26 protein-coding genes and 1 tRNA gene are annotated in these 23,979 nt (G+C 47.5%); 4 read left to right on the forward strand and 23 right to left on the reverse strand.

The window, feature by feature from the left end:
• Positions 1-105 precede the first annotated feature (105 nt).
• The 18 genes from HUX64_RS07120 to rnr form a co-directional block, all read right to left on the reverse strand.
• Complete coding sequence (locus HUX64_RS07120) at positions 106-432, reverse strand: hypothetical protein (RefSeq protein WP_174625549.1); 327 nt, start codon at positions 430-432, stop codon at positions 106-108.
• Positions 433-467: 35 nt separating this feature from the next.
• The gene (locus HUX64_RS07125; RefSeq protein WP_174625550.1) at positions 468-959 is read right to left on the reverse strand and encodes a hypothetical protein; all 492 of its coding nucleotides are present in this window, start codon (positions 957-959) and stop codon (positions 468-470) included.
• Positions 960-1,056: 97 nt separating this feature from the next.
• Positions 1,057-1,674: a phosphatase PAP2 family protein gene (locus HUX64_RS07130; protein WP_174625551.1), complete on the reverse strand. Its 618-nt coding sequence runs from the start codon at positions 1,672-1,674 to the stop codon at positions 1,057-1,059.
• Between the two features lie 88 nt (positions 1,675-1,762).
• The gene (locus tag HUX64_RS07135; protein ID WP_425484251.1) at positions 1,763-1,975 is read right to left on the reverse strand and encodes a SlyX family protein; all 213 of its coding nucleotides are present in this window, start codon (positions 1,973-1,975) and stop codon (positions 1,763-1,765) included.
• A 25-nt stretch (positions 1,976-2,000) separates the two neighbouring features.
• A complete protein-coding gene (gene ccmI, locus HUX64_RS07140) occupies positions 2,001-3,233 on the reverse strand; it encodes a c-type cytochrome biogenesis protein CcmI (RefSeq protein WP_174625552.1) in 1,233 nt (410 codons plus the stop codon).
• Positions 3,230-3,685: a cytochrome c-type biogenesis protein gene (locus tag HUX64_RS07145; RefSeq protein ID WP_174625553.1), complete on the reverse strand. Its 456-nt coding sequence runs from the start codon at positions 3,683-3,685 to the stop codon at positions 3,230-3,232. The genes ccmI and HUX64_RS07145 overlap by 4 nt, the downstream gene beginning before the upstream one ends.
• Positions 3,685-4,215, reverse strand: a complete 531-nt coding sequence (locus HUX64_RS07150) for a DsbE family thiol:disulfide interchange protein (protein ID WP_174625554.1) — start codon at positions 4,213-4,215, stop codon at positions 3,685-3,687. The genes HUX64_RS07145 and HUX64_RS07150 overlap by 1 nt, the downstream gene beginning before the upstream one ends.
• Positions 4,208-6,163 carry a heme lyase CcmF/NrfE family subunit gene (locus HUX64_RS07155; protein ID WP_174625555.1) on the reverse strand — a complete coding sequence of 652 codons (1,956 nt, stop codon included), beginning with the start codon at positions 6,161-6,163 and terminating at the stop codon, positions 4,208-4,210. Before HUX64_RS07155 ends, HUX64_RS07150 begins: the two co-directional genes overlap by 8 nt.
• Positions 6,160-6,609, reverse strand: a complete 450-nt coding sequence (gene ccmE / locus HUX64_RS07160) for a cytochrome c maturation protein CcmE (protein WP_174625556.1) — start codon at positions 6,607-6,609, stop codon at positions 6,160-6,162. The genes HUX64_RS07155 and ccmE overlap by 4 nt, the downstream gene beginning before the upstream one ends.
• Positions 6,606-6,770 carry a heme exporter protein CcmD gene (ccmD, locus tag HUX64_RS07165; protein WP_174625557.1) on the reverse strand — a complete coding sequence of 55 codons (165 nt, stop codon included), beginning with the start codon at positions 6,768-6,770 and terminating at the stop codon, positions 6,606-6,608. The genes ccmE and ccmD overlap by 4 nt, the downstream gene beginning before the upstream one ends.
• Positions 6,767-7,531, reverse strand: coding sequence for a heme ABC transporter permease (locus HUX64_RS07170; protein ID WP_174625558.1), 765 nt, complete (start codon positions 7,529-7,531; stop codon positions 6,767-6,769). The genes ccmD and HUX64_RS07170 overlap by 4 nt, the downstream gene beginning before the upstream one ends.
• Positions 7,532-7,654: 123 nt before the next feature.
• The gene (locus HUX64_RS07175) at positions 7,655-8,548 is read right to left on the reverse strand and encodes a hypothetical protein (RefSeq protein WP_174625559.1); all 894 of its coding nucleotides are present in this window, start codon (positions 8,546-8,548) and stop codon (positions 7,655-7,657) included.
• A gap of 53 nt (positions 8,549-8,601) precedes the next feature.
• The gene (gene ccmB / locus HUX64_RS07180) at positions 8,602-9,276 is read right to left on the reverse strand and encodes a heme exporter protein CcmB (protein WP_174625560.1); all 675 of its coding nucleotides are present in this window, start codon (positions 9,274-9,276) and stop codon (positions 8,602-8,604) included.
• A complete protein-coding gene (gene ccmA, locus HUX64_RS07185) occupies positions 9,276-9,899 on the reverse strand; it encodes a cytochrome c biogenesis heme-transporting ATPase CcmA (protein WP_174625561.1) in 624 nt (207 codons plus the stop codon). Before ccmA ends, ccmB begins: the two co-directional genes overlap by 1 nt.
• 92 nt (positions 9,900-9,991) lie before the next feature.
• The gene (locus HUX64_RS07190; protein ID WP_174625562.1) at positions 9,992-10,756 is read right to left on the reverse strand and encodes an alpha/beta fold hydrolase; all 765 of its coding nucleotides are present in this window, start codon (positions 10,754-10,756) and stop codon (positions 9,992-9,994) included.
• Complete coding sequence (locus HUX64_RS07195; RefSeq protein ID WP_174625563.1) at positions 10,749-11,774, reverse strand: M14 family zinc carboxypeptidase; 1,026 nt, start codon at positions 11,772-11,774, stop codon at positions 10,749-10,751. The genes HUX64_RS07190 and HUX64_RS07195 overlap by 8 nt, the downstream gene beginning before the upstream one ends.
• A gap of 99 nt (positions 11,775-11,873) precedes the next feature.
• Entirely contained in the window at positions 11,874-12,614 is a 741-nt protein-coding gene (rlmB, locus tag HUX64_RS07200) for a 23S rRNA (guanosine(2251)-2'-O)-methyltransferase RlmB (RefSeq protein WP_174625564.1), read from the reverse strand.
• A complete protein-coding gene (gene rnr, locus HUX64_RS07205) occupies positions 12,611-14,866 on the reverse strand; it encodes a ribonuclease R (protein WP_174625565.1) in 2,256 nt (751 codons plus the stop codon). The genes rlmB and rnr overlap by 4 nt, the downstream gene beginning before the upstream one ends.
• 243 nt (positions 14,867-15,109) lie before the next feature.
• On the opposite strand from rnr, the gene HUX64_RS07210 reads away from it, so the two are divergent.
• Positions 15,110-15,196, forward strand: a tRNA-Leu gene (locus HUX64_RS07210).
• 966 nt (positions 15,197-16,162) lie between these two features.
• On the opposite strand, the gene HUX64_RS07215 is transcribed toward HUX64_RS07210, so the two are convergent.
• Complete coding sequence (locus HUX64_RS07215) at positions 16,163-16,384, reverse strand: hypothetical protein (RefSeq protein ID WP_174625566.1); 222 nt, start codon at positions 16,382-16,384, stop codon at positions 16,163-16,165.
• Positions 16,385-17,208: 824 nt separating this feature from the next.
• Complete coding sequence (locus HUX64_RS07220; RefSeq protein WP_174625567.1) at positions 17,209-18,102, reverse strand: phosphoribosylaminoimidazolesuccinocarboxamide synthase; 894 nt, start codon at positions 18,100-18,102, stop codon at positions 17,209-17,211.
• A gap of 72 nt (positions 18,103-18,174) precedes the next feature.
• On the opposite strand from HUX64_RS07220, the gene djlA reads away from it, so the two are divergent.
• A complete protein-coding gene (gene djlA / locus HUX64_RS07225) occupies positions 18,175-18,990 on the forward strand; it encodes a co-chaperone DjlA (protein WP_174625568.1) in 816 nt (271 codons plus the stop codon).
• A 40-nt stretch (positions 18,991-19,030) separates the two neighbouring features.
• On the opposite strand, the gene HUX64_RS07230 is transcribed toward djlA, so the two are convergent.
• The gene (locus HUX64_RS07230; protein ID WP_174625569.1) at positions 19,031-20,164 is read right to left on the reverse strand and encodes a PilT/PilU family type 4a pilus ATPase; all 1,134 of its coding nucleotides are present in this window, start codon (positions 20,162-20,164) and stop codon (positions 19,031-19,033) included.
• Positions 20,165-20,176: 12 nt separating this feature from the next.
• Positions 20,177-21,214 (reverse strand): type IV pilus twitching motility protein PilT, encoded by a 1,038-nt coding sequence (locus HUX64_RS07235; RefSeq protein ID WP_174625570.1) that lies wholly within the window; start codon positions 21,212-21,214, stop codon positions 20,177-20,179.
• 128 nt (positions 21,215-21,342) lie between these two features.
• Here HUX64_RS07235 and HUX64_RS07240 point away from each other — a divergent pair, with 128 nt between their 5' ends.
• A complete protein-coding gene (locus tag HUX64_RS07240; protein ID WP_281355258.1) occupies positions 21,343-22,014 on the forward strand; it encodes a YggS family pyridoxal phosphate-dependent enzyme in 672 nt (223 codons plus the stop codon).
• A gap of 42 nt (positions 22,015-22,056) precedes the next feature.
• Here HUX64_RS07240 and HUX64_RS07245 read toward each other — a convergent pair whose 3' ends face one another.
• Complete coding sequence (locus tag HUX64_RS07245) at positions 22,057-22,758, reverse strand: hypothetical protein (protein ID WP_174625572.1); 702 nt, start codon at positions 22,756-22,758, stop codon at positions 22,057-22,059.
• 528 nt (positions 22,759-23,286) lie between these two features.
• Here HUX64_RS07245 and HUX64_RS07250 point away from each other — a divergent pair.
• Positions 23,287-23,892 carry a TetR/AcrR family transcriptional regulator gene (locus tag HUX64_RS07250; protein ID WP_174625595.1) on the forward strand — a complete coding sequence of 202 codons (606 nt, stop codon included), beginning with the start codon at positions 23,287-23,289 and terminating at the stop codon, positions 23,890-23,892.
• The last annotated feature ends 87 nt before the right edge of the window (positions 23,893-23,979 follow it).

Below are 23,979 nucleotides of genomic sequence, written 5' to 3' on the forward strand. Positions count from 1 at the left end.
ACGTTTTTCTTCGTCGGTCAAATTGACTTTATATTTAATGGCGGGCATGACACTAAACCTCGTTGCGTCAAAGCCAATAGTCATACCATAAATTATCCCTTCGCTTCAACATGACTGACTACTAGCCTGGATTGAGCGTTTTAGCTGATCCAGGGATTCCAGATATTGTTTATAATCTTTAACATCCTGCTTGCACCTGGTTTTAAACATAGACAGTTCGGCATCATGTTTAGCCCTGAGCAGTGTAATATCATGTTCCAACTGCGCACTTCTCTTTTTTAGCTCCGCTTCCAGGGCTTTCTCAGCCAATACATGGGAGTGTTTAAGCTTTGCCTGACTATCCTGGTTATCCTGCCGCCATTTCAGGTTTTCATCTTTGACCGAATGAAAAATTTTTATAATATTCAATACCCGCTCCTTTAAAGTAGTCACACTTTATTCCAGGATAGATATTTTTTGCTGGAATTTTAACAAGGCTTCAATATCCTGTTGCGCTCGATAGCGGGCATTTTCTTGTTGTAGTTGCCTAAAAATTGTTCGGGATAGTTTTTTTTAATCGCCAGCAGGTTTTTTTGGTTGGCTTTTGATAAAGAGTGAATGTGCTTATGATTATTGATTTTCAACAGACTTCTTCTCTTCACGTCCGTGAAATATTTCATTTGCACGGTTCTGAAATAAAACAGTCGCTTGATTTGATCATGCCTGGCCTGTATATATAACAGTCGTCGCTGTATACGTTGGCCGGAGGAAAAGTAATCAAAAACGGTGCCGATGATTATTTTAAAAATAGCCACGGCTCCTGTTAATAATAACAAGGCAAACGCGCTCAAAAGAATGGCTGCTGCAAGCCGGGACAGTATATCAGGCAAAACCGGCACGCTTAGCCTCAACAATAGTTCTACCAATAAAAATACCGGTAAAGAAACAAAAACCAGCCACAGGGAAATTCTAATAATCAAGAGTAAACCGCAAGTTCATAGCTGCATAAAATCAAGTTCAAACAGGGTAATCGAATTTATTTTTTATTAAAATTCAACGCCTGCAAATTAACCATAGTTAAATTCCTGGCCCTTTCCAATAATAACAATCCAGTAATAATACCCACACCAGGGCTACAAGAATTCCGGCAATGACATCGGTCAGAAAATGCACTTGCAAATACACCCGGGAAAGAGCAACCAGTATAGCCAAGGGCAATAACAGTGCAGCTGTGACCGAGTAACCGGGAACAGCAAAACGATGATGCAAAATCAATAAGCACAGCATCAGCGCGGTAATATGGGTAGCGTGGCCGCTTGGAAATGAGTGATCTAACGGCAGCAAAGCCGGATCGATAAAAAATTGCGGCCGCGCCCGACCCAAAAGTCGTTTCAAGATATTGGTAACCAGCATGGCGCCGCCAAATCCCAGGCCCAGAAATAGGGCTCTGTCCCCAAATCCCGACTTTTTCAGCATAAAAATGCCGGCGAGCACTATAGGCATCAGTACATAAAGTGAACCTGCCCAGGTTACAGCATTAAAAAAAACATCCCGGATCGGGGTTCTATAATGGGCGAAAAATGCGAGCACCGGCTCGTCAAACCAAAAAACCTGCTTAATATAAACAACCGCCGCCATTGCCAGGAAAATAAGCAGGCCGATTATCCCGACTACACAATTATTGAATAATGTCATTGATCTCAATTTATCAGTCTTTATCTTACCCTCATTCTCAGGTCAAACTAATAAGAAAAAGCTTCATAAATCTTGCAAATCAGTCTGGCTAATAATGGGGCGGTAGCTGATCAAGGCTTACTTCCCGGCCTTCATCAGATAAACTTTTAATGCGCTCATTAAGTAATTTACAAGTGGCTTCCAGGCGAGCTATCTGTTGCTGCTGCTCACCGATTATCTTACTCAATTCTTGCAATAAATCCTCTTGATAAGCGGCTTTTATTTCAAGCTCAATTATTCTAGCCTCTTTCATAGTAGCCATAAATGTTCCGGTATAAAGTAAAACATTATTTTACTTCGTGGTTAATGACTATTTTATTGAGCGTATGATCCGATAAGGCCGCCTGTTCAACAACACCTATCAAGTCTCCGGGCTGGCTCACGGCGTTGCCGGATTTAGATATACGGGCCAGCAGTTTTACTTTAGCAAAATTTGATAATTTCATCGCCGGCATCATCGCCATCGAATCATCCAGGCTGACTGTCAGGGGCAAATCAGAGACTTTTTTCCGGACAATCGCCAAAGGCATTTTGGGGCCGGATAATGCCTGGGCATAAATAAAAACGGTGTGATCAGGACGAGCTAATTTCTGTAATGCCGGCGCCAAGCTTACTTGAACATCAATACGCACCGTCTGAGATTGTTGCGCCGGCTGTGCTTCGGAGTCAGCAGCAACTTCAGGCGCCTGGCTGGCAATATTGGCAATCAAACTTCGAGTTTCTTTCCGGGCATCCGATTCCGGCGGCAACAAAGCCTCAAGTTTTCGCCACATTTTTATTCCGGCGGCAATATCGCCTTCCTGCACTTTGGCCATTCCGCCTAACCACAAACCGTTCACATTTTCAGGCTCCAGGGCGAGCGCCTTAAACACTAGTTCGGCGGGTTTTCCGGCCAGATTATTGTTATTTGCATAAGCCAACGCGTCTGCATAGAGCAGCATGACTTCAGCCTGATCGCCTAATAGCCGGTAGGCATTGGCAAAAGCCTCAACTGCTTCAGGATATTGCTGCAGATATTTATAGGATCGGCCCAGCATTAGCCAGCCCTGAGCGTTATCCGGCTGGCTTTTCAAACGCTCCGCTAGACCCGAAACCATTTTAATAATTTCTTCGGGACCCGGCGCAGCTGAATTTCCTGCCGCCATTTCCGCACTGTGGCTGACCGCTTGATAATTACCCAAAGTAAAATAAAGCGATCCTGTCACTAAAGGAACGGCCAAAACAATCAGATAAACTACCCAGCGGCCTTGCGATTGCGATACTGTAACATGGCTTGTTATATCGAGGTCATCACTCAATGCCTGTTCAAGTTCGGCAAGCTGTCCATTATATTGAGCCTGAGTTAAAGCCCCGGCTTTTAGCTGGTCTTTAAGCTCATCCAGCCGTTGACGGGCAATAATAATATTGCGCTGATCAAGATCGGCAACTTCTACGGGGTGCTTACGCCATAACGGCGGCAGGATAATCAGGAACGCGATTAAAATCAGTAGGCCGGCAAGAATCAAAAATAGCGCATTCAAGACTGATCACCATTTTCCAGCAGGCTGCGAATTTTTTCCTGCTTTTCAGGACTGCTTTCAATTCCTGATAATTTCTTTTTTTGGCGAACGAATAAAAATACTGCGATTAGACCCGTTAATAAAAAGATAGCCGGAGCAATCCATAATATTCCGGTTTTGGCCTTGAATGGCGGCTTGTATAACACAAAATCACCATAGCGTTCGGTCATAAACCCGAGTATTTCCTGCCTGGTTTTACCCTGTTCAATCATTTCATAAACTTGCCTGCGCAAATCTGCGGCCAGCTCTGCGTTGGAATCGGCGATGGTTTGATTCTGGCAAACCAGGCAGCGCAGCTCCGAGGTTAAGCTTTCGTAGATTTCCTGCTGCTCAGGATTGGAAAATTGACGGTAATCGACTGCAAAACCATTACCGGACAGCATCAGCAGAAAAATGATAAACAAGCGCTTCATCAGGATTCGATTTGTAACTTGGCAATCAACGGCAGGAAAGTTTTCTGAATGTCTTCATCTGTAACAGGCCCTGTATGCTTATAGCGGATTACGCCTTTTTTATCGATGACAAAGGTTTCCGGCACGCCATAAACGCCCCAGTCAATGCCGATGCGGCCATCCTGATCCATAATGCTGACTGTATAAGGATTGCCTAAAGTGTCCAGCCATTTTCTTGCATCATCCGGGTCATCTTTATAGTTTAAACCGACAATAACTGCCGCTTTCTCCTGTGCTAGCTGATTGAGCACCGGATGTTCGGAACGGCAGGACACGCACCATGACGCCCACACATTAAACAGCCAGACTTTACCGGTTAAATCGGTCTGGCTTAATTTTTCATCAGGCGCGTCAAGCTTCGGAGATGAAAACGCCGGAGCCGGTTTATTAATAAACGGCGATGGAATATCGCCGGGCTTAAGGTTTAAGCCTAAGGCTAAAAACACCGCCAAAACGATAAATAATATTAACGGGATAATATATTTAAGCATCAGCCGGAACCTTGCTTTTTGAAGCCATCCGGTAACGCTTATCGCACGCTCCGCATAAACCTCCAAGTGCCATAAATAGCGCGCCCAGCCAGATCCAGCGAATAAACGCCTTGTAATAAATGCGCATACTCCAGGCGCCCTGCCCACCCAAAGGCTCGCCTATGGCGACAAATAAATCCCTGAACAAACCGGCGTCAATCGCCGCTTCCGTCATCGGCATTTTCTGCACCTGATAAACCCGTTTTTGGGGTTCCAGTCTGGCCACCTGTTCGCCCTGATGACTTACCATTACAAATGCCTGCTCAGCAACATAGTTTGGCCCTTGAGTTTGTTTAACCCCGTGAAACTGGAATATATAGCCGGACATATCCAGAGTCTCGCCGGGAGCCATACGGATATCTTTTTCCACGCTGTAAACCGATGTCAAGGTAATGCCGGTCACGAATACGGCGATGCCTAAATGGGCAATTGTCATGCCGTAAAAGCCTGCCGGTACCGAGGCCAGCCGTTGCCATGCAAAGCCTTTTGCGCCCAGCCGATCAATAAAAGCCAGTACCGTAATCGCTACTGTCCACAATGCCAGGGTTAATCCCAATACCGCGCCCCAGGAATAAAAGGGCATAAGCAAGGGAATCAGCACACCGCCCATCACGCAAGCGGCAATAACCCAGCGCACCCGTAATGCAATTGCGCCGATGCTGTCTCTTTTCCAGCGCAGCAGCATACCCAGGCCCACTACGATCGCCAGCGGAGCCATTAATGGGATAAACACGGCATTGAAATACGGCGGGCCGACAGAAATCTTGCCCAATCCCAACGCATCGATAACCAGTGGATATAAAGTCCCCAGTAAAATACTGGCGGCGGTAACGACTAACAGAACATTATTCAGTAAAATCGCCGACTCCCTGGACACCAGCTCAAATGTTACGCTGCTTTTAACCGCAGGCGCTCTTACGGCGTACAACAATAATGAACCGCCCACCACGATAGCCAGAAATATCAGGATAAACAAACCTCTGGCAGGATCGGTGGCGAACGCATGCACCGATGTTAAAACGCCGGAACGTACCAGAAAGGTGCCTAACAGGCTTAAAGAAAAAGCAAAAATAGCCAGCAGTACGGTCCAGGTTTTGAAAACGCCGCGTTTCTCGGTAGCGGCCAATGAGTGAATCAGGGCGGTGCCGACCAGCCAGGGCATAAATGAAGCATTTTCCACCGGATCCCAAAACCACCAGCCGCCCCAGCCCAGTTCGTAATAAGCCCACCAGCTGCCCAGGGCAATGCCTATGGTTAAAAACATCCATGCAACCGACGTCCACGGTCTTGACCAGCGAGCCCAGGCCGCATCCAGCCGGCCTTCCAGTAATGCTGAAATGGCAAAAGCGAAGGCCACGGAAAAGCCGACATAACCCATATAAAGCATGGGCGGATGAATCGCCAGACCCGGATCCTGCAGCAAGGGATTCAAATCCCTGCCCTCTAAAGGCGCAGGAAACAGGCGCTCGAAAGGATTGGAAGTCAGCAATAAAAACAGGATAAAACCGATAGACACCAGTCCCATAATGCCTAAAACTCTGGCAACCATAGCCGCAGGGATGTTGCTGCTGAAACGCGCCACCAATGCTGTCCAGCAGGATAAAACCAAGGCCCAGAGTAATAAAGAGCCTTCATGCGCGCCCCATACTCCCGATATCAAATACAATACGGGCAAGGCTGTATTTGAATTGGCGGCCACGTAAGCTACTGAGAAGTCATGAATCAGGAAGCTGTAGGTTAAACAGCAGTAAGCCACTGCTATTAACAGCAATTGCGCGAAGGCGGCAGGTCTGGCAACGGCAATCCAGCCGGATACTGACCGCGCAGCACCGGCAATGGGCAGTATGGCCAGCACGCAAGCCATGCACAAGGCCAGAATCAGTGAAAAATGCCCCAGCTCCGGAATCATGGCAATTGGCCTGCAAGCGTTTTTGATTTATTTTTCAAACTGCCGGCCACTTCGGGAGGCATATAGTTTTCATCATGTTTCGCCAAGACTTCCTCGGCAATAAAAACGCCCTGTCGATTTAACCGGCCATGAGCAACGATGCCCTGCCCTTCCCTGAACAGGTCAGGCAGAATGCCGGTATATTCCACGGTCACATCCTTACTGAAATCAGTCAGTTTAAAACGCACCATCAGTCCGTCACCCGGCCTTTCGACTGAGCCTTTGATAACCATGCCGCCTAAACGAAATAATGCGTCACGAGGCGCTTTTCCTTCCACGACATCCGTGGTTGAAAAAAAATACATCAAATTATCATTAAAGGACTTGAGAGCAAATGCCGTAGCCAAACCTGCTCCCAAAACCATCAGGGCAATAAGCATCAAACGCTGTCTTCTGGCGGGTTTCATAGTACTTTTCTTTTTTGTTTTAAAGCTTGCCGGCGCAAAAACTGTTTACGCTGAACAATTGGAATAACGATATTCGCAACCAGTACTAACAAGGCGATTCCATACGCTGTCCACACATAAAAAGCATAGCCGCCCATGGCAAAAAACGCCTGCGCGGTCATTGCTCATTCTCCACCACCATGGTCCTGACCCATTGTGAATTGCGCTCGCGCCTCAAAAGCTCGGTACGCGCCCGCTGCAGCATGGCGATCAGATAATACAGCTTGAAGGACAGAGCCATCAGCAATAGCGGCACCAGCATGGTGACATGAATGGAAGGCTTGTCCATTTTTGTTACCGTCGGCCCTTGATGCAGGGTATTCCACCATTCAACGGAATAATGGATAATCGGGATATTGACCACGCCGACCAGCGCTAGAATCGCCACGGCTTTCGATGCGACGCGCTTATCTTCGATTGCCCCGTACAGACCGATCACGCCCAGATATAAAAACAGCAAGATCAATTCAGAGGTTAAACGGGCATCCCAGACCCACCATGTACCCCACATGGGCTTGCCCCACAATGACCCCGTGACCAGTGCGATAAAAGTAAAACCGGCCCCTACCGGCGCACTGCTGATGGCGACAATCTCAGCCAGTTTAATGCGCCAGATCAGGCCTATCGCACCTGCTATCGCCATGATTACATAGATAAATAATGACATCCAGGCGCTTGGAACATGGATATAAATAATCCGATAGCTGTCGCCCTGCTGATAATCGGGAGGCGCAAGGTACAAGCCTCCGTAAAGACCGGCCAGGGTTACCAGCAGAAAAGCAGCAGCCAGCCACGGCATTAATTGCTCGGTAAAAGCATAAAAATGCGGCGGTGAAGCCAGGCGATGAAAGAATCGGACTACCGAATCCGGAATTAAAAACATTATCAATGCGATTCAAGATTGAAGGAGCAAAACTACAGGGGCGATTTCTTTGCCTTTACCTGTTCGCCATAAGATATACATGAGTTGCAGCGATGACGGCTAAATTCGCCCAAATAGCCTGATTCAGGCCTTACAGTATGAAGGAATCCAACTGCGCTTAATCATATAATCAGGCAGTTCATTAAAGTCAAAGGCCTCGCCGTCTTTAATCATCTGCTTGACATCGAATAACTGTCCGACTTCGGGAATATCATTAAAAAACAGTGTGTAAAAAGGCTTAACCAGCCATTTTGAGACCTTCATGCCTATCGGACCAATAAAATTTCTGCGCTGTCCCACATGCGCGACTTCATCGATGGTGATTTCATCCAGGAGTTCTTTTAAACGATCGCGCACTTCAGGCTCGTCTGCCAGCAGGTCATCAAACAGACGATGAAGGTAGCAATAATAGGTGACACCCATCAATTCAGTGACAAAAGCAGGCGTATCCATTAAAAACCCGGGAAATTTGGGAAACTGCTCATATATCCATTCTTTGACAGGATCCAGAGGCACCCATTCAATCTTATCCAGACCGCAGGTACGCAACATTTCATCAAACAATCGCCAATGACAAAACTCTTCAGCCAAATGCACGCGGCTGATCTTGTCTTGCACTTTATGGGAATTCGCCATATCCGGGATTACATTCCAGGCGCCTTTAATTCCCACCCATTCATGCCTGGCAAACTTGTACATGCCTGTCAGCATGAGCGTCATGCGATCCAGCGATTTAGGATCATCTTTCATCTTGATATAGTTGCGGTAAAAAGCATCAGGATCAGCAAGGGGTTGGCGTAATTTAACCGGATTGTCCTTAAAGTACCTGAGTCTGGCGCGTTTTTTAGCTAAATCCTTGTCATCTTCAAACAGCTGGCCGCCATGCTGCTGAGTAAACTCCCAGTAGTTTTCAAAATTTTCTTTTCTCTGCTCTTCAGTAGCCGGTGAAAAAACCGAAAGAAATTTAGCTGTCCGCATGATGCCTTGCTCCAGATTGATTGTTTATTAAGTGTTTATTTTACGGGATAATCTTAATTAATACTCATTTTTAATGCCGCTGCTGTGGGCCACGGCGCTAATACCAAAGCTATCAATAAAATGGCAATTAAAATACTTATTTGGGCGTGCACAGGCAAACCGGCCCCCGCCATCTCTACCGCATTGCCGGCAAAAATTAAAACCGGCACATACAAAGGCAAAACCAGCAGCGATAAAATCATGCCGCCCCGGCGCAGTCCCACTGTCAAGGCTACGCCAATAGCCCCTATTAAACTTAACACGGGCGTTCCAAGCAACAGGGTCAATAATAAAATACCTACAGCATGATTAGGCAGACCTAAAAATACGGCCAGCAGCGGTGCTATAATCAGCAGCGGCAACCCTGTCACCAGCCAGTGAGCAATTATCTTGCCTAAAACCAGCACCGAAGCAGGATGAACGCTTAATAACATCTGCTCTAGAGAACCATCGTCAAAATCCGAGCGGAACAGGCTGTCCAGAGAAAGCAGGGCCGCCAGTAATGCAGAAACCCAGATAATACCGGGAGCGATAGCTTTTAATAGCAGAGGCTGGGCGCCTATTCCCAGCGGGAACAATGTTATTACCAGGATGAAAAACAACAGGGGATTTACTATCTCCGAACGTCGGCGCAATGCCAGGATCAGATCGCGGCGAATGATGGCGAAAAATGCCTGAAGCAGCGACATCAGGATAAATGAATACGTTGAACATCAATGCCGGGCAGACCTATTTCATGATGCGAGCTTAAAACTACCATCCCATGATTGGAACAATGTTCACTCATTAAAGTTTCGATGAGAGCAACTCCAGGCCTGTCAAGGGAAGTGAATGGTTCATCCAGAATCCACAAACAATTTTCTGTAATCAACAATCGTGCGAGAGCTAATCGTCTTTTCTGGCCCGCCGATAAAGCCTGTACAAGCACATCATCAAAACCTGCCAGATTGACTTTTTTTAACGCTTCCTGAATTGAATAGCGCCCGGGTCTGCTCAATGCCAATGATATGTTCAAGTTTTCCAAAATTGTCAGCTCTTTTTTTATACCATCCAAATGGCCGACATAGGCCATCTGTGCATAAAACGGGCTGTCATTTAGCGCCTCGCCGCACCAGCGTATCGTTCCCGAGTCTGCCTCCCGAAACCCGCATATTATGCGTAATAGCGACGTCTTGCCGCTGCCATTCTCGCCCTCCAGCAATAAAATCTGTCCGGCGTATAATTTAAAAGCAAGTCCTTCAAATAATAGCCGGTCATCGCGGATACAGCTTAAGCCAGTGCCTTCAAGAAATAAATGTCGATGCCTGTCCATTACTTAAAGCAATTTCAATCATGGGTTTAGGAAGGCGACAATCATATCAGCAAGCGGAAATTGATCCCAGTCCATCGGTAATAAAAGCCGGCTTATTCCATAGCTAACGACCTTATCCAGGTACCGATGTGACTGCTTAGCCAGACAGGATCATCCAGAGGCACATCATGACCTGCTGAAGGATGCTCGATAAAAGGAACACTCCAGGCCTTGGCGAGGTCGATGCTGCATTGATGATGAACCAGCCGATCCGATCTTGAGCTGACAATCAACACGGGCTGTTCGGGCCGCTCTGGGACAGAGAATTTGGCCGTCGCCAGCAGTTGCCGCAGGGCATTTGCCGGTGAAACAGGGCATTCTTTATTCCACTGCGCCCAGTCATTAAGGAGCCTGGAATTGTCCGTTGACAGGTTCGATGTCAGAAATAAAATCAGTTTTTCACGTTCAAATCGCTGCATTGCCAGGGCCTTTATAACCAGGAGATAATTTTGCCACCGCAAACGCTGATAAAAAGGCGAGAAAGGCCGAACGCTGGTATTTATCAGGACCGCCTTGCTGATTTCGGCAGGGAAGCGAATCATCCAGTCAATGGCTATCATGCCGCCCATTGACAGCGCGATGAGCGTTAAGCCATCGACTAAAATTTTTAGATGAATCTGATGCCGCAGATGATCGGTCATTTCAGCAATGGTACAGGGGCTGTTTTCTTTATATAACCTGCCGTTGCCCGGAATATCCAGCGTGATAATCTGCCTGCCCGGAAATTCAGCCTGCAGCTGATTGATAAATCCGCCCCAGTGGCGCTGTTCGCGAAGGAAACCGCGCAACAGTAAAAAAGCCTGATCCTTCTCAGCCATGATACCAAAGCTCCCTTGCCTGTTTGTCCATGCTCGGGCTTCGGCCGCCAGGCAGCCAGTTTTTATAGGACAGCGTCGCCCTCACAAGAAAATCCATCAATACCTGATGTCCTCTCAATACCCGCTTGACGCGATGCGGCTTGATGGGGTGATAGAGGCCGCCCAGGTTAAAGAGCTGCAGGGGATTCTTGCGTATCCACCGCCAGGAGCCCATTTCAAGCGTTAATGGCAGGAAAGTACAAGCTTGATCAAGGGATTTGTCATAAAGATAATCCCAGATATCGCCATGGGTAAGATAATGCTTGGACTGAGGCTCAAATAAATAATTCTGGTGAGGGTAGGTCTCAAAAAAAAGTTCGCGCAAACGATAAACCTCGCCAATATGTTGCATCGGTTGTAATCGGCTTTTGGCATAGGGAAACCAGATTCTATCGTGCAGGCCAAAACCTGAATGACAGTCCAGCACCAGGCTGAACGGCGCCGTAAACATTGCTCTGCTGACAAAATTGCACAGGCTTTGGGACTCGATCTCCATGCCCTTGTTTATATCGCCTCTATACCAGGGCAGCCGCGCTGAAATTCTATGTCCGCCGGCCAGCCATACCACCCGCTCATCGCTGTCGACCGGGGCATTCCGCATCAGATCAACGCCCTGCCCGTTAGCGCGGGTATTTTGCGACATCCCGGCAGGATTCAATAGCGGCAAAAAAATAATACGCACCTTATCCAGAATAGTTTCAAGCGCAATATCCCATTGCAATCTTTCTATCAGCGTTTCCAGAAAAGCTATAACGACTTTTGTACCGATTCTCTCTATGCCATGAATGCCCCCGGCAAAGGCGATACAGGGCGCATCTTTAGCCGTTGAACCTAGGGAAATTGCATAGACAGGAACAGTTTGCCGATCAATATTAATGCGGCATAAAACTTCGGATGACAGAAAATTTTTGCCATGGGCAACAATAGTCTCAATCTGACCAAGCTCGGGTAGTAGTTCGCTGATGGATTTTGAGGGCATAAAGCTGATACAGTCTGTTGGTAAGCCTGAGTTATTCCAGTTTAAATCCTAATTCTCTCAACTCACGTTACAATTTGATTAAAACCATGCCAGCAAGACTTATCCTGCTCGCTGCCGGACTGTTTCATAGAGCAGTATGCCCGTAGCCACAGACAAATTAAGACTTTTTACCTGGCCCAGCATGGGCACGGACACCAATAGATCGCACTGTTCCCGGGTCAAGCGCCTTAAGCCTTTACCTTCAGCTCCCATCACGAAAGCCAGCGGCACAGTAAAATCGGTTTTATAGACGGATTGCGTCGTTTCGCCGGCAGCGCCCATAATCCAGAGGCCCTGCTCTTTGAGCCAGCGCAAGGTTCTGGCTAAATTGGTTACCTGATAAACCGGAACTGTCTCAGCCGCGCCGCTGGCCACTTTACAGACAGTCGGCGTGATGCCTGTCGCATTGTCTTTGGTAATAATAACGCCATGCACGCCCGCCGCATCAGCGGTTCTAAGACAGGCGCCGAGATTATGCGGGTCCTGAACATTATCCAGCACCAGAAACAGCGCTGTTTCTGATAAATTCTCCACCGCCGTTTTTAGATCGCTTTCTGATAGCTCGCCCGGCATCTCGACTTCAATCACAATGCCCTGATGATTATTGCCATCAGCAAAACGATCGAGTTTTTTCCTGTCGGCTTTTTCAGGTTCTATGCCGAGCGCTAATAACTCATCAATAACCTGGGCCAGACGTTTATCCTGGCGCTGGGCGTCAATCCAGGCGCTATGGATTTTTTTCGGGGAATACGCCAAAGCCGCCTGTACCGAATGCAGACCGAATATTTTGCTTAGCCTCATTTTTTATTCCGTCTTTTGCGGGGCTTCTTGCTGATATTGGCTTTTTTTGCCGAACTTTGTTTTAGCACCAGTTCAAAATCGATCTTTTTTTCATCCAGGTCAACACGGGCGACTTTGACCTTTACCTTATCGCCCAGGCGGAAATTAATATGGGTACGTTCTCCTTTCAGTTGATGACTGGTCGGATCAAAATGAAAATAATCCTGCCCCAGATTACTGATATGAACCAATCCTTCAACGTAGATTTCGGCCAATTCGACAAAGAAGCCAAACGAAGTAACCGCTGAAATAAGGCCGGGGAATTCCTCCCCGACCTTATCCATCATATATTCACATTTAAGCCAGCTGATTACATCCCGCGTCGCATCATCAGCGCGCCTCTCATTGGCGGAACAATGTTCACCCAACCTGATCATGTCGGGGACGCCGTAGTGAAAACTTTCCACGCTTTTACCCTGCAGGCAATGGCGGATAGCCCGATGCACCAGTAAATCAGGGTACCGGCGGATGGGCGAGGTAAAGTGCGCGTAAGCATCCAACGCCAGACCGAAATGGCCTTTCAACTCGGGACTGTAAACCGCCTGCGACATCGAGCGCAATAAAACGGTCTGTATCAAATGCGCATCCGGCCGGTCTTTAATTGATTCAATCAAATGCATATAATCGAGCGGCGTAGGCTTGGCGCCGCCCTCTAACCTTAATCCCAACTCACCCAAAAAAATTTTCAGGTTCAGCAATTTATCAGCACTGGGGCCTTCGTGTACGCGCAGCAGCTTGGGTATTTTTTTGTTATTCAGATAGCGCGCAGCGGCCATATTGGCGGTAATCATAAATTCTTCAATCAGTTTATGCGCATCGTTGCGCACCACAGGCACTATTTTTTCGATTTTACGATCCGGGCCAAAAATTATCCGGGTTTCCTGGGTGTCAAAATCCATGGCCCCGCGTTGTTCCCGGCTTATCCTCATTACCTTGTACAGTGCGTATAACTGCTGTAAATGCGGCATTAAGGACTTATATTTTTCCGTTAACGCTTTATCGCCATCTACCAGCACTTTTGCCACTTCGGTATAAGTCAATCTGGCACGGGAACTCATCACGCCTTCAAAAAAGCGCGACCGGATGACTTGGCCCTGATGGTCTATAAGCATTTCACAGACCATACATAAACGGTCGACCTGAGGATTGAGCGAGCATAATCCGTTAGATAATATTTCCGGCAACATGGGAATAACCTGTTCCGGAAAATACACCGAAGTGCTACGATTTTGCGCTTCCTTATCCAAGGCGGTATTAATATCTACATAATGCGAAACATCAGCTATTGCTACCAGCAGTTTCCAGCCTTTCGGGGTTTTCTGGCAAAAAACGGCATCATCAAAATCCCGCGCATCCTCACCGTCAATCGTTACCAGGGGAGTTTTTCGCAAATCAACCCGGTTTTCTTTGGCGGATTCAGGCACGTCATCGGTCAGCGGCTTGATTTCTTCCAGCAATTCTTCGGGCCATTTATGAGGCAAGCCATAAGAATGAATCGCCATTTCTATTTCCATGCCCGGCGCCAGATGATCGCCTAATATTTCTATAATCCGGCCAATGGGCTGCCGCAGTCTAGTCGGTTGTTCGACAATTTCGGCAATAACAATCTGTCCCTGTTTGGCTTTGCCGGCGCCGCCTTTTTGAATAAGGATGGTCTGCGCCATATTTTTATTATCCGGAACCACATAGGTAAAACCGTCTTCCTTATAAAGCCGTCCCACTACCTGATGCGTATTCCTTTCCAGAATCTCAACAACCGCTCCCTCGCGGCGGCCTTTTTTATCAACCCCTACGATGCGAACGAGGGCCCGGTCATTATGCAGCAGGGGGTTCATTTCTCGTGGCGATAAAAATAAATCATCCGAGCCGTCATCGGGCTTGATAAAACCGAAGCCATCTGCATGACCAATAACGCGTCCGACAATTAAATCCTTGTTATTAACAAGGCAATATTGCTGCGCCCGGTTAAATAACAACTGCCCATCCCTTTCCATGGCCCTGAGCCGACGGCGCAGCGCCTCGATCTGTTCTTCATCCGCCAGCGAAAATGCATCGGCAATGTCCGAACGGCGCAAAGGTTTTCCCGACTGCTCGATAAGCTGGAGAATCAATTCCCGGCTGGGAATGGGATTTTCATATTTTTCAGCTTCACGCTGAGCGTATGGATCTTTTGTTGAACTAAAATCAACGCTTTTTTTAGACTTCGATGTCATTAATAATGAAATACCTGAGAGTGGCTACAATAAACTATGTATCTAATCTATATGATACATGCTTGGCATATCGATTAGAATTGAAATGAGAAAGCTTTTGGATTTTATAAAAAATCTCGCTGTTTGTTCGCTGTCTATTACCCAGCGGCTTAAAATAATTAAGCGGTCAAACCTTGGGTTTGAATTGACAAATGCAGCACTGATTAGGTATAGTGCGCTCACTTTGCTTTTCCCGCCCTCTTTGCCGAGGTGGTGAAATTGGTAGACACGCTAGCTTCAGGTGCTAGTGGGGGCAACCCCGTGGAGGTTCAAGTCCTCTCCTCGGCACCATCATTAACGAACTCAATGAATTCAATCACTTGACTGCATTGTACCGCCATCAGTAGTACATGCCGGCAGTACATATCACCTCGAAAAAAACAGATAGATGAATGAACATATAGACCGGCTTTTCGCAACCCTTGCCGATACACCAATAGGGCAGCTAAAAACATCTCGCGTGGAACTATAGCCATCAATGAGTTACCACCAGTGTGACCAAAAGACTGTGATCAAAAAGGGATAATCCACCCAATATTCAATCAATATTGCCTATGCCCAAGTAATACTAGCCGTCAAACTTATTGTTCACTGATGATATTTCTGCAGGTAATCTGTGCGTGACTTTCCACCATTGCCCCATTGCGCTGCTCTCGATTCCCTAAGCCACGTTGCCTGCAGGTGTTAGCACAAAGCATTCACAATCTCTTGATCTATATATTCGGGTGCTCCTCTATCGCAATGACTGCCTAATCGAGCCGGCTATCCTCCTGCCCAATGTCAGCCTCGGAGGATACACCGTGAAGTTCTCTACTGAAAATAGTTGTTAGATAAAGTGGACGCCATTGTCCGGACAAAAAATCAGCCTGAATTAAGGTGGCTTCCTGCGCTTTAAAATATACCCTTGTTGTTATGATTGCGCTGCAGCTGTTCAAAAAACAGCATTGCCTTTCCTGGCTTAGTGCGGGCAAGGGGTGAATGAGGGTGGGACTTGTGCATATGGACTCAAGCCCCTGACCGTCATGAACGTCGTTCAGTATCGCCTATTTCAAGGCTGGATGAAGCCCTCTGCCCTTATAAAAATCGAAGTAGCCCGCCAGCCCTGCTGCCACGCCGCCTTCAGGCAGGCGAAGCAAAAACCGAGGACCAGCCCAGTCGACAAGCGCTAAGCCATGACTTTGCGGCGGTACCACTCGAGCACCTCGACCCGATACAGGCAACCCCGCTCCAGCCCAATAGAGGTGATGTCCGTGCTCCTCACCTGCTTCGGCGCTTCGAGCGCAACAGCGTCCAGCACATACCGATAGACTCAGTGCTCAGGGTGACTTTGGCTAAGGTTCGGCTTGGGATAACTCGCCTGGCCCATGCGCCCTCATCACCGCCATCTGCCGTACGGTGGGCTTGTGATTGCTCGCATTGCCGCGCAACGCTTATCTCGCCGGGTGCTTGCAGCCAGCGCAGACACTCGTCTATAGGCATATTTCGGAGTTCTTTTCAGCCCGTCCAACTCCACGTTGAGGCGCCCGCTTTGCCTGTATAACGCCTCGTTCGCTGGCCTCCGCCTGAATTCTCCGGCCCCGTTAGTCCGACCATAGCGCTACCAAACCGCCTGCGCTTCTTTTTTCCAATGCAATACCTGATTCGGGTGAAGCTGATTCGCCCTCCTAATCTCGTTGAGCCTTTTGTCCCTCGTTGATCGTTTTGTTCCCTTTGAGCGCTTCTAAGGCGACTTTCGCTTTGAATTCAGCGCTGTGATGCTGTCTCTGCAGGAGCCTTCTCTTATCTCTTTTGGAGCCTGTGACTTGCAGAATACCACCTTAATTGACCGTCTGAAAATTGGGGACCCTTGTAGTCTCTTAGTTTAAGGATGAGATGGCGTCAACATCATCAGGGAACTCAAAACTGATCAGAAAGCATTTATTTTAAAGTATTGTGTAAATCAGCGTGCTCATTTCAATCTTGTAATCAAGTTGTATATCTTGCCGCGAATCATACAATTAAAACCGTTTTTCTTTAGGCTGATCTGTTCAGCGATAACTTGTCCCAACATGCCAGTCTTCAATAATAGCTACATATAACCTCATAATCACAGCCGCACACACTTAAGGAACAGGCAGCATGATCAAGACCCTTAATCAAGCCTGTATTTTTAATCCAATTATTCATGACTTCGGTTTAAAAAAGCACCCATTAAGAGCAATGAGACAACCCTGGACTGCTCGGGCCTCAACAAAATGCATTATCTGATCTGTGAATAAATTAAAAACTTCTGCCCTTCCTCTTTTGCTCTAGTAAATTTTAAATCACTCTTGTGTTAATCGGACTTCCGCTTCGCGGTATTTTGCGGCGCAGTGTTGAGTCACTTCAGCGGGTAAAGAAGGCGCCGGCGGGATTTTATCCCAGGCCAGTGTTTCCAGGTAATCCCGCACATATTGCTTGTCGAAGCTGGGCGGACTCATGCCTGTCTGATATTGATCCGCGGGCCAGAAGCGCGATGAATCCGGCGTTAACACTTCATCAATCAGGTGTAAAACATTGTTCTCATCGACACCGAATTCAAATTTCGTGTCGGCAATAATAATGCCCCTTTCCCTGGCGAAAGCGGCGGCTTCTTTATAGAGCTTCAAACTGGCGTCGCGTACTTTCTCGGCCAGCTCCTGCCCCATCAAGTCAACGGTTTTTTCAAACGAGACATTTTCATCGTGCCGGCCTGCCAGGGCCTTGGTGGACGGTGTATAAATGGCTTCCGGCAGTTGCTGCGCCTGTTGCAGGCCTTCGGGTAATTTGATTCCGCAGACAGTACCTGACTTTTGGTAATCTTTCCAGCCTGAGCCGATGAGGTAGCCGCGCACTATGGCTTCGACCGGCAGAGGCTTCATTTTTTTAACCACAACCGCCCGGCCCTCAATCTGCGCGCGCTCGGCAGCATCAGGAACTACCTGTTCCAATGGAATACTGGTCAAATGATTCGGCAGCACATGTTTCAGTTTTTCAAACCAGAAATTGGAAATTCTGGTTAAAACACAGCCCTTGCCGGGAACCGGATCAGGCAAAATCACATCAAACGCGGAAAGCCGGTCGGTCGCCACAATCAGCATATGCTTCTCATCAATATCATAAATATCGCGTACTTTTCCACGGTTCCGGAGCGTTAAGGAAGACAATGCCGATTCGTAAAGTGCTTGCGGTGCATTCATAAATTCTCGCTAAATTTTTAAAGTAATCGTTATAATTTTATCATTAATTTTTACACAAGAAGGTTGATATCAATGATCTGGGTGGGCAAATTGCTGGGCGGCGCGTTCGGATTTTTATTCGGCGGACCTTTAGGCGCTGTTTTAGGCGCATCAATCGGGCACCAGTTTGATCTGGGCATGATTGGTGTAGAAATTGACGAAACCTTTAATCCCGGCGTTCAGCAGCGGGTGCAAATGGCTTTTTTTACGGCTACTTTTTCAGTCATGGGCCATATTGCCAAGGCTGACGGCCGGGTCTCGCCTGAAGAAATATCGCTGGCCAATCAAGTAATGGATGAAATGAGAATTTCAGGCGCCATGCGCTCGGCGGCCATTAATCTTTTTCAACAGGGAAAGCAGGCGGACTTCCGGCTCGATGATGCCCTGGCTCAATTCAGCAAGGAATGCCAGGGGCGCACCGATTTGATTCGGATGTTCCTGGAAATCCAGCTACAGGCGGCATATGCTGATGGCGCGTTGGATGCTGGCGAAGAAAATCTGCTTTTGCATATTTGCAGCCAGCTGAGAATTTCCCGCTTTGACTATGAACGTTTAAAAATACAAATACAGGCGCAGCATCGCTTTTATGGCTGGGAACAGCACAACCGGCGCTATCACAAGCCCCGGCAAAAAACCAGTCTACAGGATGCGTATGGAGTTTTAGGCTTAACGCCTTCCGCCAGTGATATCGAAGTCAAAAACAGCTACCGGCGCTTGATGAGCCAAAACCATCCGGACAAACTGATAGCCAAAGGCTTGCCGGAAGAAGTGATGAACCTCGCCAAGGAAAAAACGCAAAAAATCACCAGGGCGTACGAGGCTATTATGAAGTCGAGAAAAAGGTCTTAGGCAGGCTCGAACAAATCCGTATCTTGTCAGGCTTAAGCTGTTAAAAAATAGAGCCTTTGGCATCATCGGTCTCTGATAAAATCATGTCATCAGTGCCAAATTTACCGGCATTTTCAGCGCCCAGCTTGATCATCAAACGGACTTCATTTCTGGAGTCCGCCGAATTCAGGGCATCTTCATAACTGATTTTGCCGGCCACATACAAGTCATAAAGGGCCTGGTCAAAGGTCTGCATGCCCTGTTCACGGGAGGCCTTAATTAATTCTTTCAGCTTATTAATTTCACCCTTGCGAATATAATCCTTGGCCAACGGCGTATTAATCAGTATTTCAACAGCGGGATAACGCCCTTTGCCGTCAGCCCGCTTAATCAGTTGCTGAGCGATAATACCGCGCAGGTTCAACGATAAATCCATCAATAACTGGCCGTGCATTTCATCCGGGAAGAAATGCAGAATCCGGTCCAATGCCTGATTGGCGTTGTTGGCATGCAGCGTTGACAGGCATAAATGCCCGGTTTCAGCAAAAGTAATGGCATTCTGCATGGTTTCCCGGGTTCTGATTTCACCGATCAAAATCACGTCAGGGGCCTGGCGCAAGGTATTTTTTAAAGCCACCTCATAAGACTCGGTATCAAGCCCGACTTCGCGCTGCGTAATAATACAGCCCAGATGCGGATGCTGAAACTCAATCGGGTCTTCAATAGTAATAATATGGCCACTGCTGTTCTGATTGCGATGCTTGATCAGGGATGCCAGCGAGGTTGATTTGCCGGTGCCGGTACCGCCTACAAAGATCAGCAGTCCGCGCTTCTCCATGACCAGCTCTTTTAAAATGAGCGGCAAATTTAAAGCCTCGGCATCGGGTATTTGATTTTCAATCCGGCGCAATACCATGCCCGCTGTGTCCCGCTGGGTGAAAGCGCTGACTCTGAACCGGCCCAGGCCCTGAAAACCAATCGCAAACTGGCACTCTTTGGTATTTTCAAATTCATTTTTCTGCTGCTGACTCATAATACTCAGCACAATCGCTGCTGCCTGATCCGCGGTCAGCGCAGTTTTAGAGACTTCAACCAGGCTTCCATCGATTTTTAGGGTCGGCGCTCTGCCTGCCGTAATAAATAAATCCGATGCCTTTTTTTGCACCATCAGTGCAAGTAGCGCTTTAAAATCCATAATCTCTTCCTGTTAACGGAACATATCTTTATTGACTGCCTTGACCATTGCCATTTTGGCCGTAATCAAGCCTTTATCCACCAGTTCTTTCAGATTCTGATCCAGGGTTTGCATGCCGTCCCTGCGCCCCGTTTGGATGGCGGAATACATTTGCGCGACTTTGGCTTCGCGTATCAGGTTTCTGATAGCCGCTGTGCCGACCATGATTTCATGCGCGGCAATGCGGCCGCCGCCGATTTTCTTGAGCAATGTTTGGGAAATAACCGCCTGCAAGGATTCGGACAGCATGGAGCGGATCATATCTTTTTCGGCGGCCGGGAAGACATCAATAATACGATCGATCGTTTTCGCGGCTGAAGTGGTATGCAAGGTCCCAAAAACAAGGTGGCCGGTTTCCGCCGCCGTCAATGCCAGCCGGATGGTTTCCAGATCGCGCATTTCGCCCACCAGAATAATATCGGGATCTTCGCGCAAGGCCGAGCGCAGCGCCTCATTAAAGCCGTGCGTATCGCGGTGCACCTCGCGCTGGTTAATCAAGCACTTCTGGCTTTCATGAACAAATTCGATAGGGTCTTCAACGGTGAGAATATGCGCATAATCATTGCAATTAATATGGTTGATCATGGCGGCCAGAGTCGTTGATTTACCGGAACCGGTCGGCCCGGTAACCAAAACCAGACCCCGCGGTTTTTTGCACAACTCCTCAAAAAACTTGGGGGCATTCAAGTCTTCCAGACTTAAAACCTTGGAAGGAATGGTCCTGAAAACACCGGCCGCGCCGCGCTCCTGGTTAAACGCATTGACCCGGAATCTAGCGATGCCGGGCAAATCGAAGGAAAAATCGATCTCCAGAAATTCCTCATAATCGCGGCGCTGCTTGTCATTCATGATGTCATAAATGAGCGCATGCACGGCCTTGTGATCCAAAGCGGGAATATTAATGCGCCTGATATCGCCGTCCACCCGGATCATCGGAGGTAAGCCTGCCGACAAATGCAAGTCCGACGCGCTATTTTTTACTGAAAAGGCCAGTAACTCGGCAATATCCATGACATCCTCTTGAAGCAATAAGTAAACGACCTCCAACTATTCATTAAACAATAGTTCAACTCTTTGCTTTTTTGAAGCCGTGTTGTTTAATAAGCCGGCGATATTCCTTTAAATTTAACCTGATGATCATGATAGCCCAGAATCTTAACCATATCCGCGCCCAAATCCGACAGGCGGCGCTTGATTACAAGCGCGATCCGGCATCGATATTATTACTGGCGGTCAGCAAAACGAGGCCTGCCGAGGATATTGTCGCAGCCTACCAGGCGGGACAGCGTCACTTTGGCGAGAGTTATTGTCAGGAGGCGCTGAAAAAGCAGCAGGAACTGGGCGCTTTTAACATTAGCTGGCACTTCATCGGCCCTATTCAGTCCAATAAAACCAAAGCCCTTGCCGCTCATTTTGATTGGATACACAGCGTGGATACATTAAAAATCGCCCAACGCCTTAGTGAACAGCGGCCAAGCGCCCTAGCGCCCTTGAATGTTTGCCTGCAGGTCAACATCAGCGGCGAGGCCAGCAAGTCCGGCATTGCCCTGGATGAATTGCCTCAAATGTGCAGACTCGTTGCTGAGTTGCCAAATCTGAAGCTGCGCGGCGTCATGGCGATTCCTGCTCCCCGGGAAGATTTTGAACAACAGCGCGAACCTTATAAAGTACTTTATCAGGCCGTTGCCAAACTTGACAACCCGGAGCTGGATACTTTCTCGTTCGGCATGACGGGAGATCTAAAAGCAGCCATTGCCGAAGGCTCGACAATTGTCAGAATTGGCACTGCATTGTTCGGAGCGAGGATGTAGCAGCACCATGCCAGTAAAGTCTAATCCTGGTCTTTTTCTTTTTCAGATTTTGACTGGAGACCAATAAGCGGCAAACCGGGCATTAATCACGGCAATGGCTTCTTCGCATTCAATTATATTTTTACTTTGCATTAAAATATAATCGGCCAGCGCATTGATGGCAAGCCAGTTCCAGCTGTTATTTACAAAATTGAATGCAGCCAGAAACAATTCTGCCATCTTCTTTTGCCGCAATTCCCGGTCGGCAGTAAAGCAGGCAAGGTATTCATTGGTCGCCTCCAGATCGGATGAACCACCATAAAAATGCAGGCTATCCGGATTCACCAGACCAGGATTAATCAACTCATCGTCACGCTGGGCAATGTATTTTGCCTCCGCCAGCGGCCCTGCCAGCATATTGACGATATCCGCGTCGAAAGCGCATTCATACGCCTGCTTTTGTGCTGAAGAAAAATCCCGGGTCGCCATATCAATGGATGAGGGTAGCGTATGAATCAAGCGGCCGCCTTCTACCTCAGCCATACAATTACCTTGTCGCTTGCCTGAATTGGCAGGGACTTGAAGGCGGCTAGCCGGTTCGTTAATATAAATTCGAAAAAAAACCGGAGGCAGCTGCTTGTGCTTGTTGCCAAGGTAAATCGCCGCGGCGTGGCCGGCTTCATGGATGGCAGTTCTAAGGTTGAGTTCCTGACGGGTTAAGGGGTTAAAAATATTTGCCAGAGGCGATAAATGGCTACGGTTCATAATAACCTCGTATAAAAAAATGCGGGCCGAACAGTAAGCCCGCGAGTCGAGAGGAGGGATATCAACTGATGTAATCAGAGCGAATACAAAAGTTGGCCGAAGTCTAGCGAATTAAGTAAACTCTGAAAATGCGTCATATTGCCGCGCGGCAATATGACGCTACAGCTGGCAGGATAGTTGCTGAATACTATAGTTTGTCCAGCAGAATACCAGCTAAATCAAGGCTTCTAGCCGCTGTCTACAAAAATATTCAAAAATTACGGGTCAATGCACTTATTCTGATAGGGCATATCACCCATTTTATTTGCAGGCAGCAAAAATGCATTTTCTTAAAAATCTGAAAAAGACTCAAACTTCACGATAAAACCCTGAATAGCAAGAGTTGCCTCTTGAAATTTATAGGAATTCAATTCCCTATGGCTATTTTACCTGTGACTCACAGGCCGCAGCTTTATCCACGAGAGATAAGCAAAACGAACTGATGAAAGTTCATTGACAATTCAAGACAACCAGTCGTATCATAAATTCATGATCCGCAGCAGCATTACAAAAAAGCAAATCAATAGAGAGAACCTGTTAACTCAAGGCGTAATCCTGCTTATGCAGCAGGGTTATCATGGCACTGGTCTGAAGGAAATTCTGGATGCCGTACAAATACCGAAAGGTTCTTTTTATAACTACTTTGGCAGTAAGGAAAATTTTGGCGCTGAAGTTATACAGCATTATATCAACCCGTTCATACAGCAGTTAACCTGCTATTTGCAGAACCCGGATACCGATGCCTTGACAGCATTACAACTTTATTTTAATGGTTTAATTATAGAGCTTGAAAAAGCCGGCTTTAAAGGCGGCTGTCTGCTGGGCAATTTAATGGGCGAACTGGGAGGCAGCAGCGATCTTTGTCAAAAGTCCTTGCAATCGGCGCTTTGCCGCTACCGGGATTTAATAAAATCAGGCCTGGCCAAGGCACAGCAGGAAGGTACGATTAGATCAGACAAATCAGCCGAAGATATGGCTGATCTTTTAGTAAATGCCTGGCAAGGCGCGCTGTTGCGGATGAAAATTGAAAACTCATCCGCGCCGCTCAAACAGTGCTGCGAGGAATTATTCGGAGATTTTTTTAAAGCGCAGTAAAAATTTCGCTTAAATCTGGGTCGCGTGTTTTACTTATAAAATAATTGTCGAAAAGATGGACAACAATCTCGAGTCAATCCGAAAAAA

It is taken from the genome of Candidatus Methylobacter favarea (genome assembly GCF_902806695.1).
Classification (GTDB): Bacteria; Pseudomonadota; Gammaproteobacteria; order Methylococcales; family Methylomonadaceae; genus Methylobacter_B; species Methylobacter_B favarea.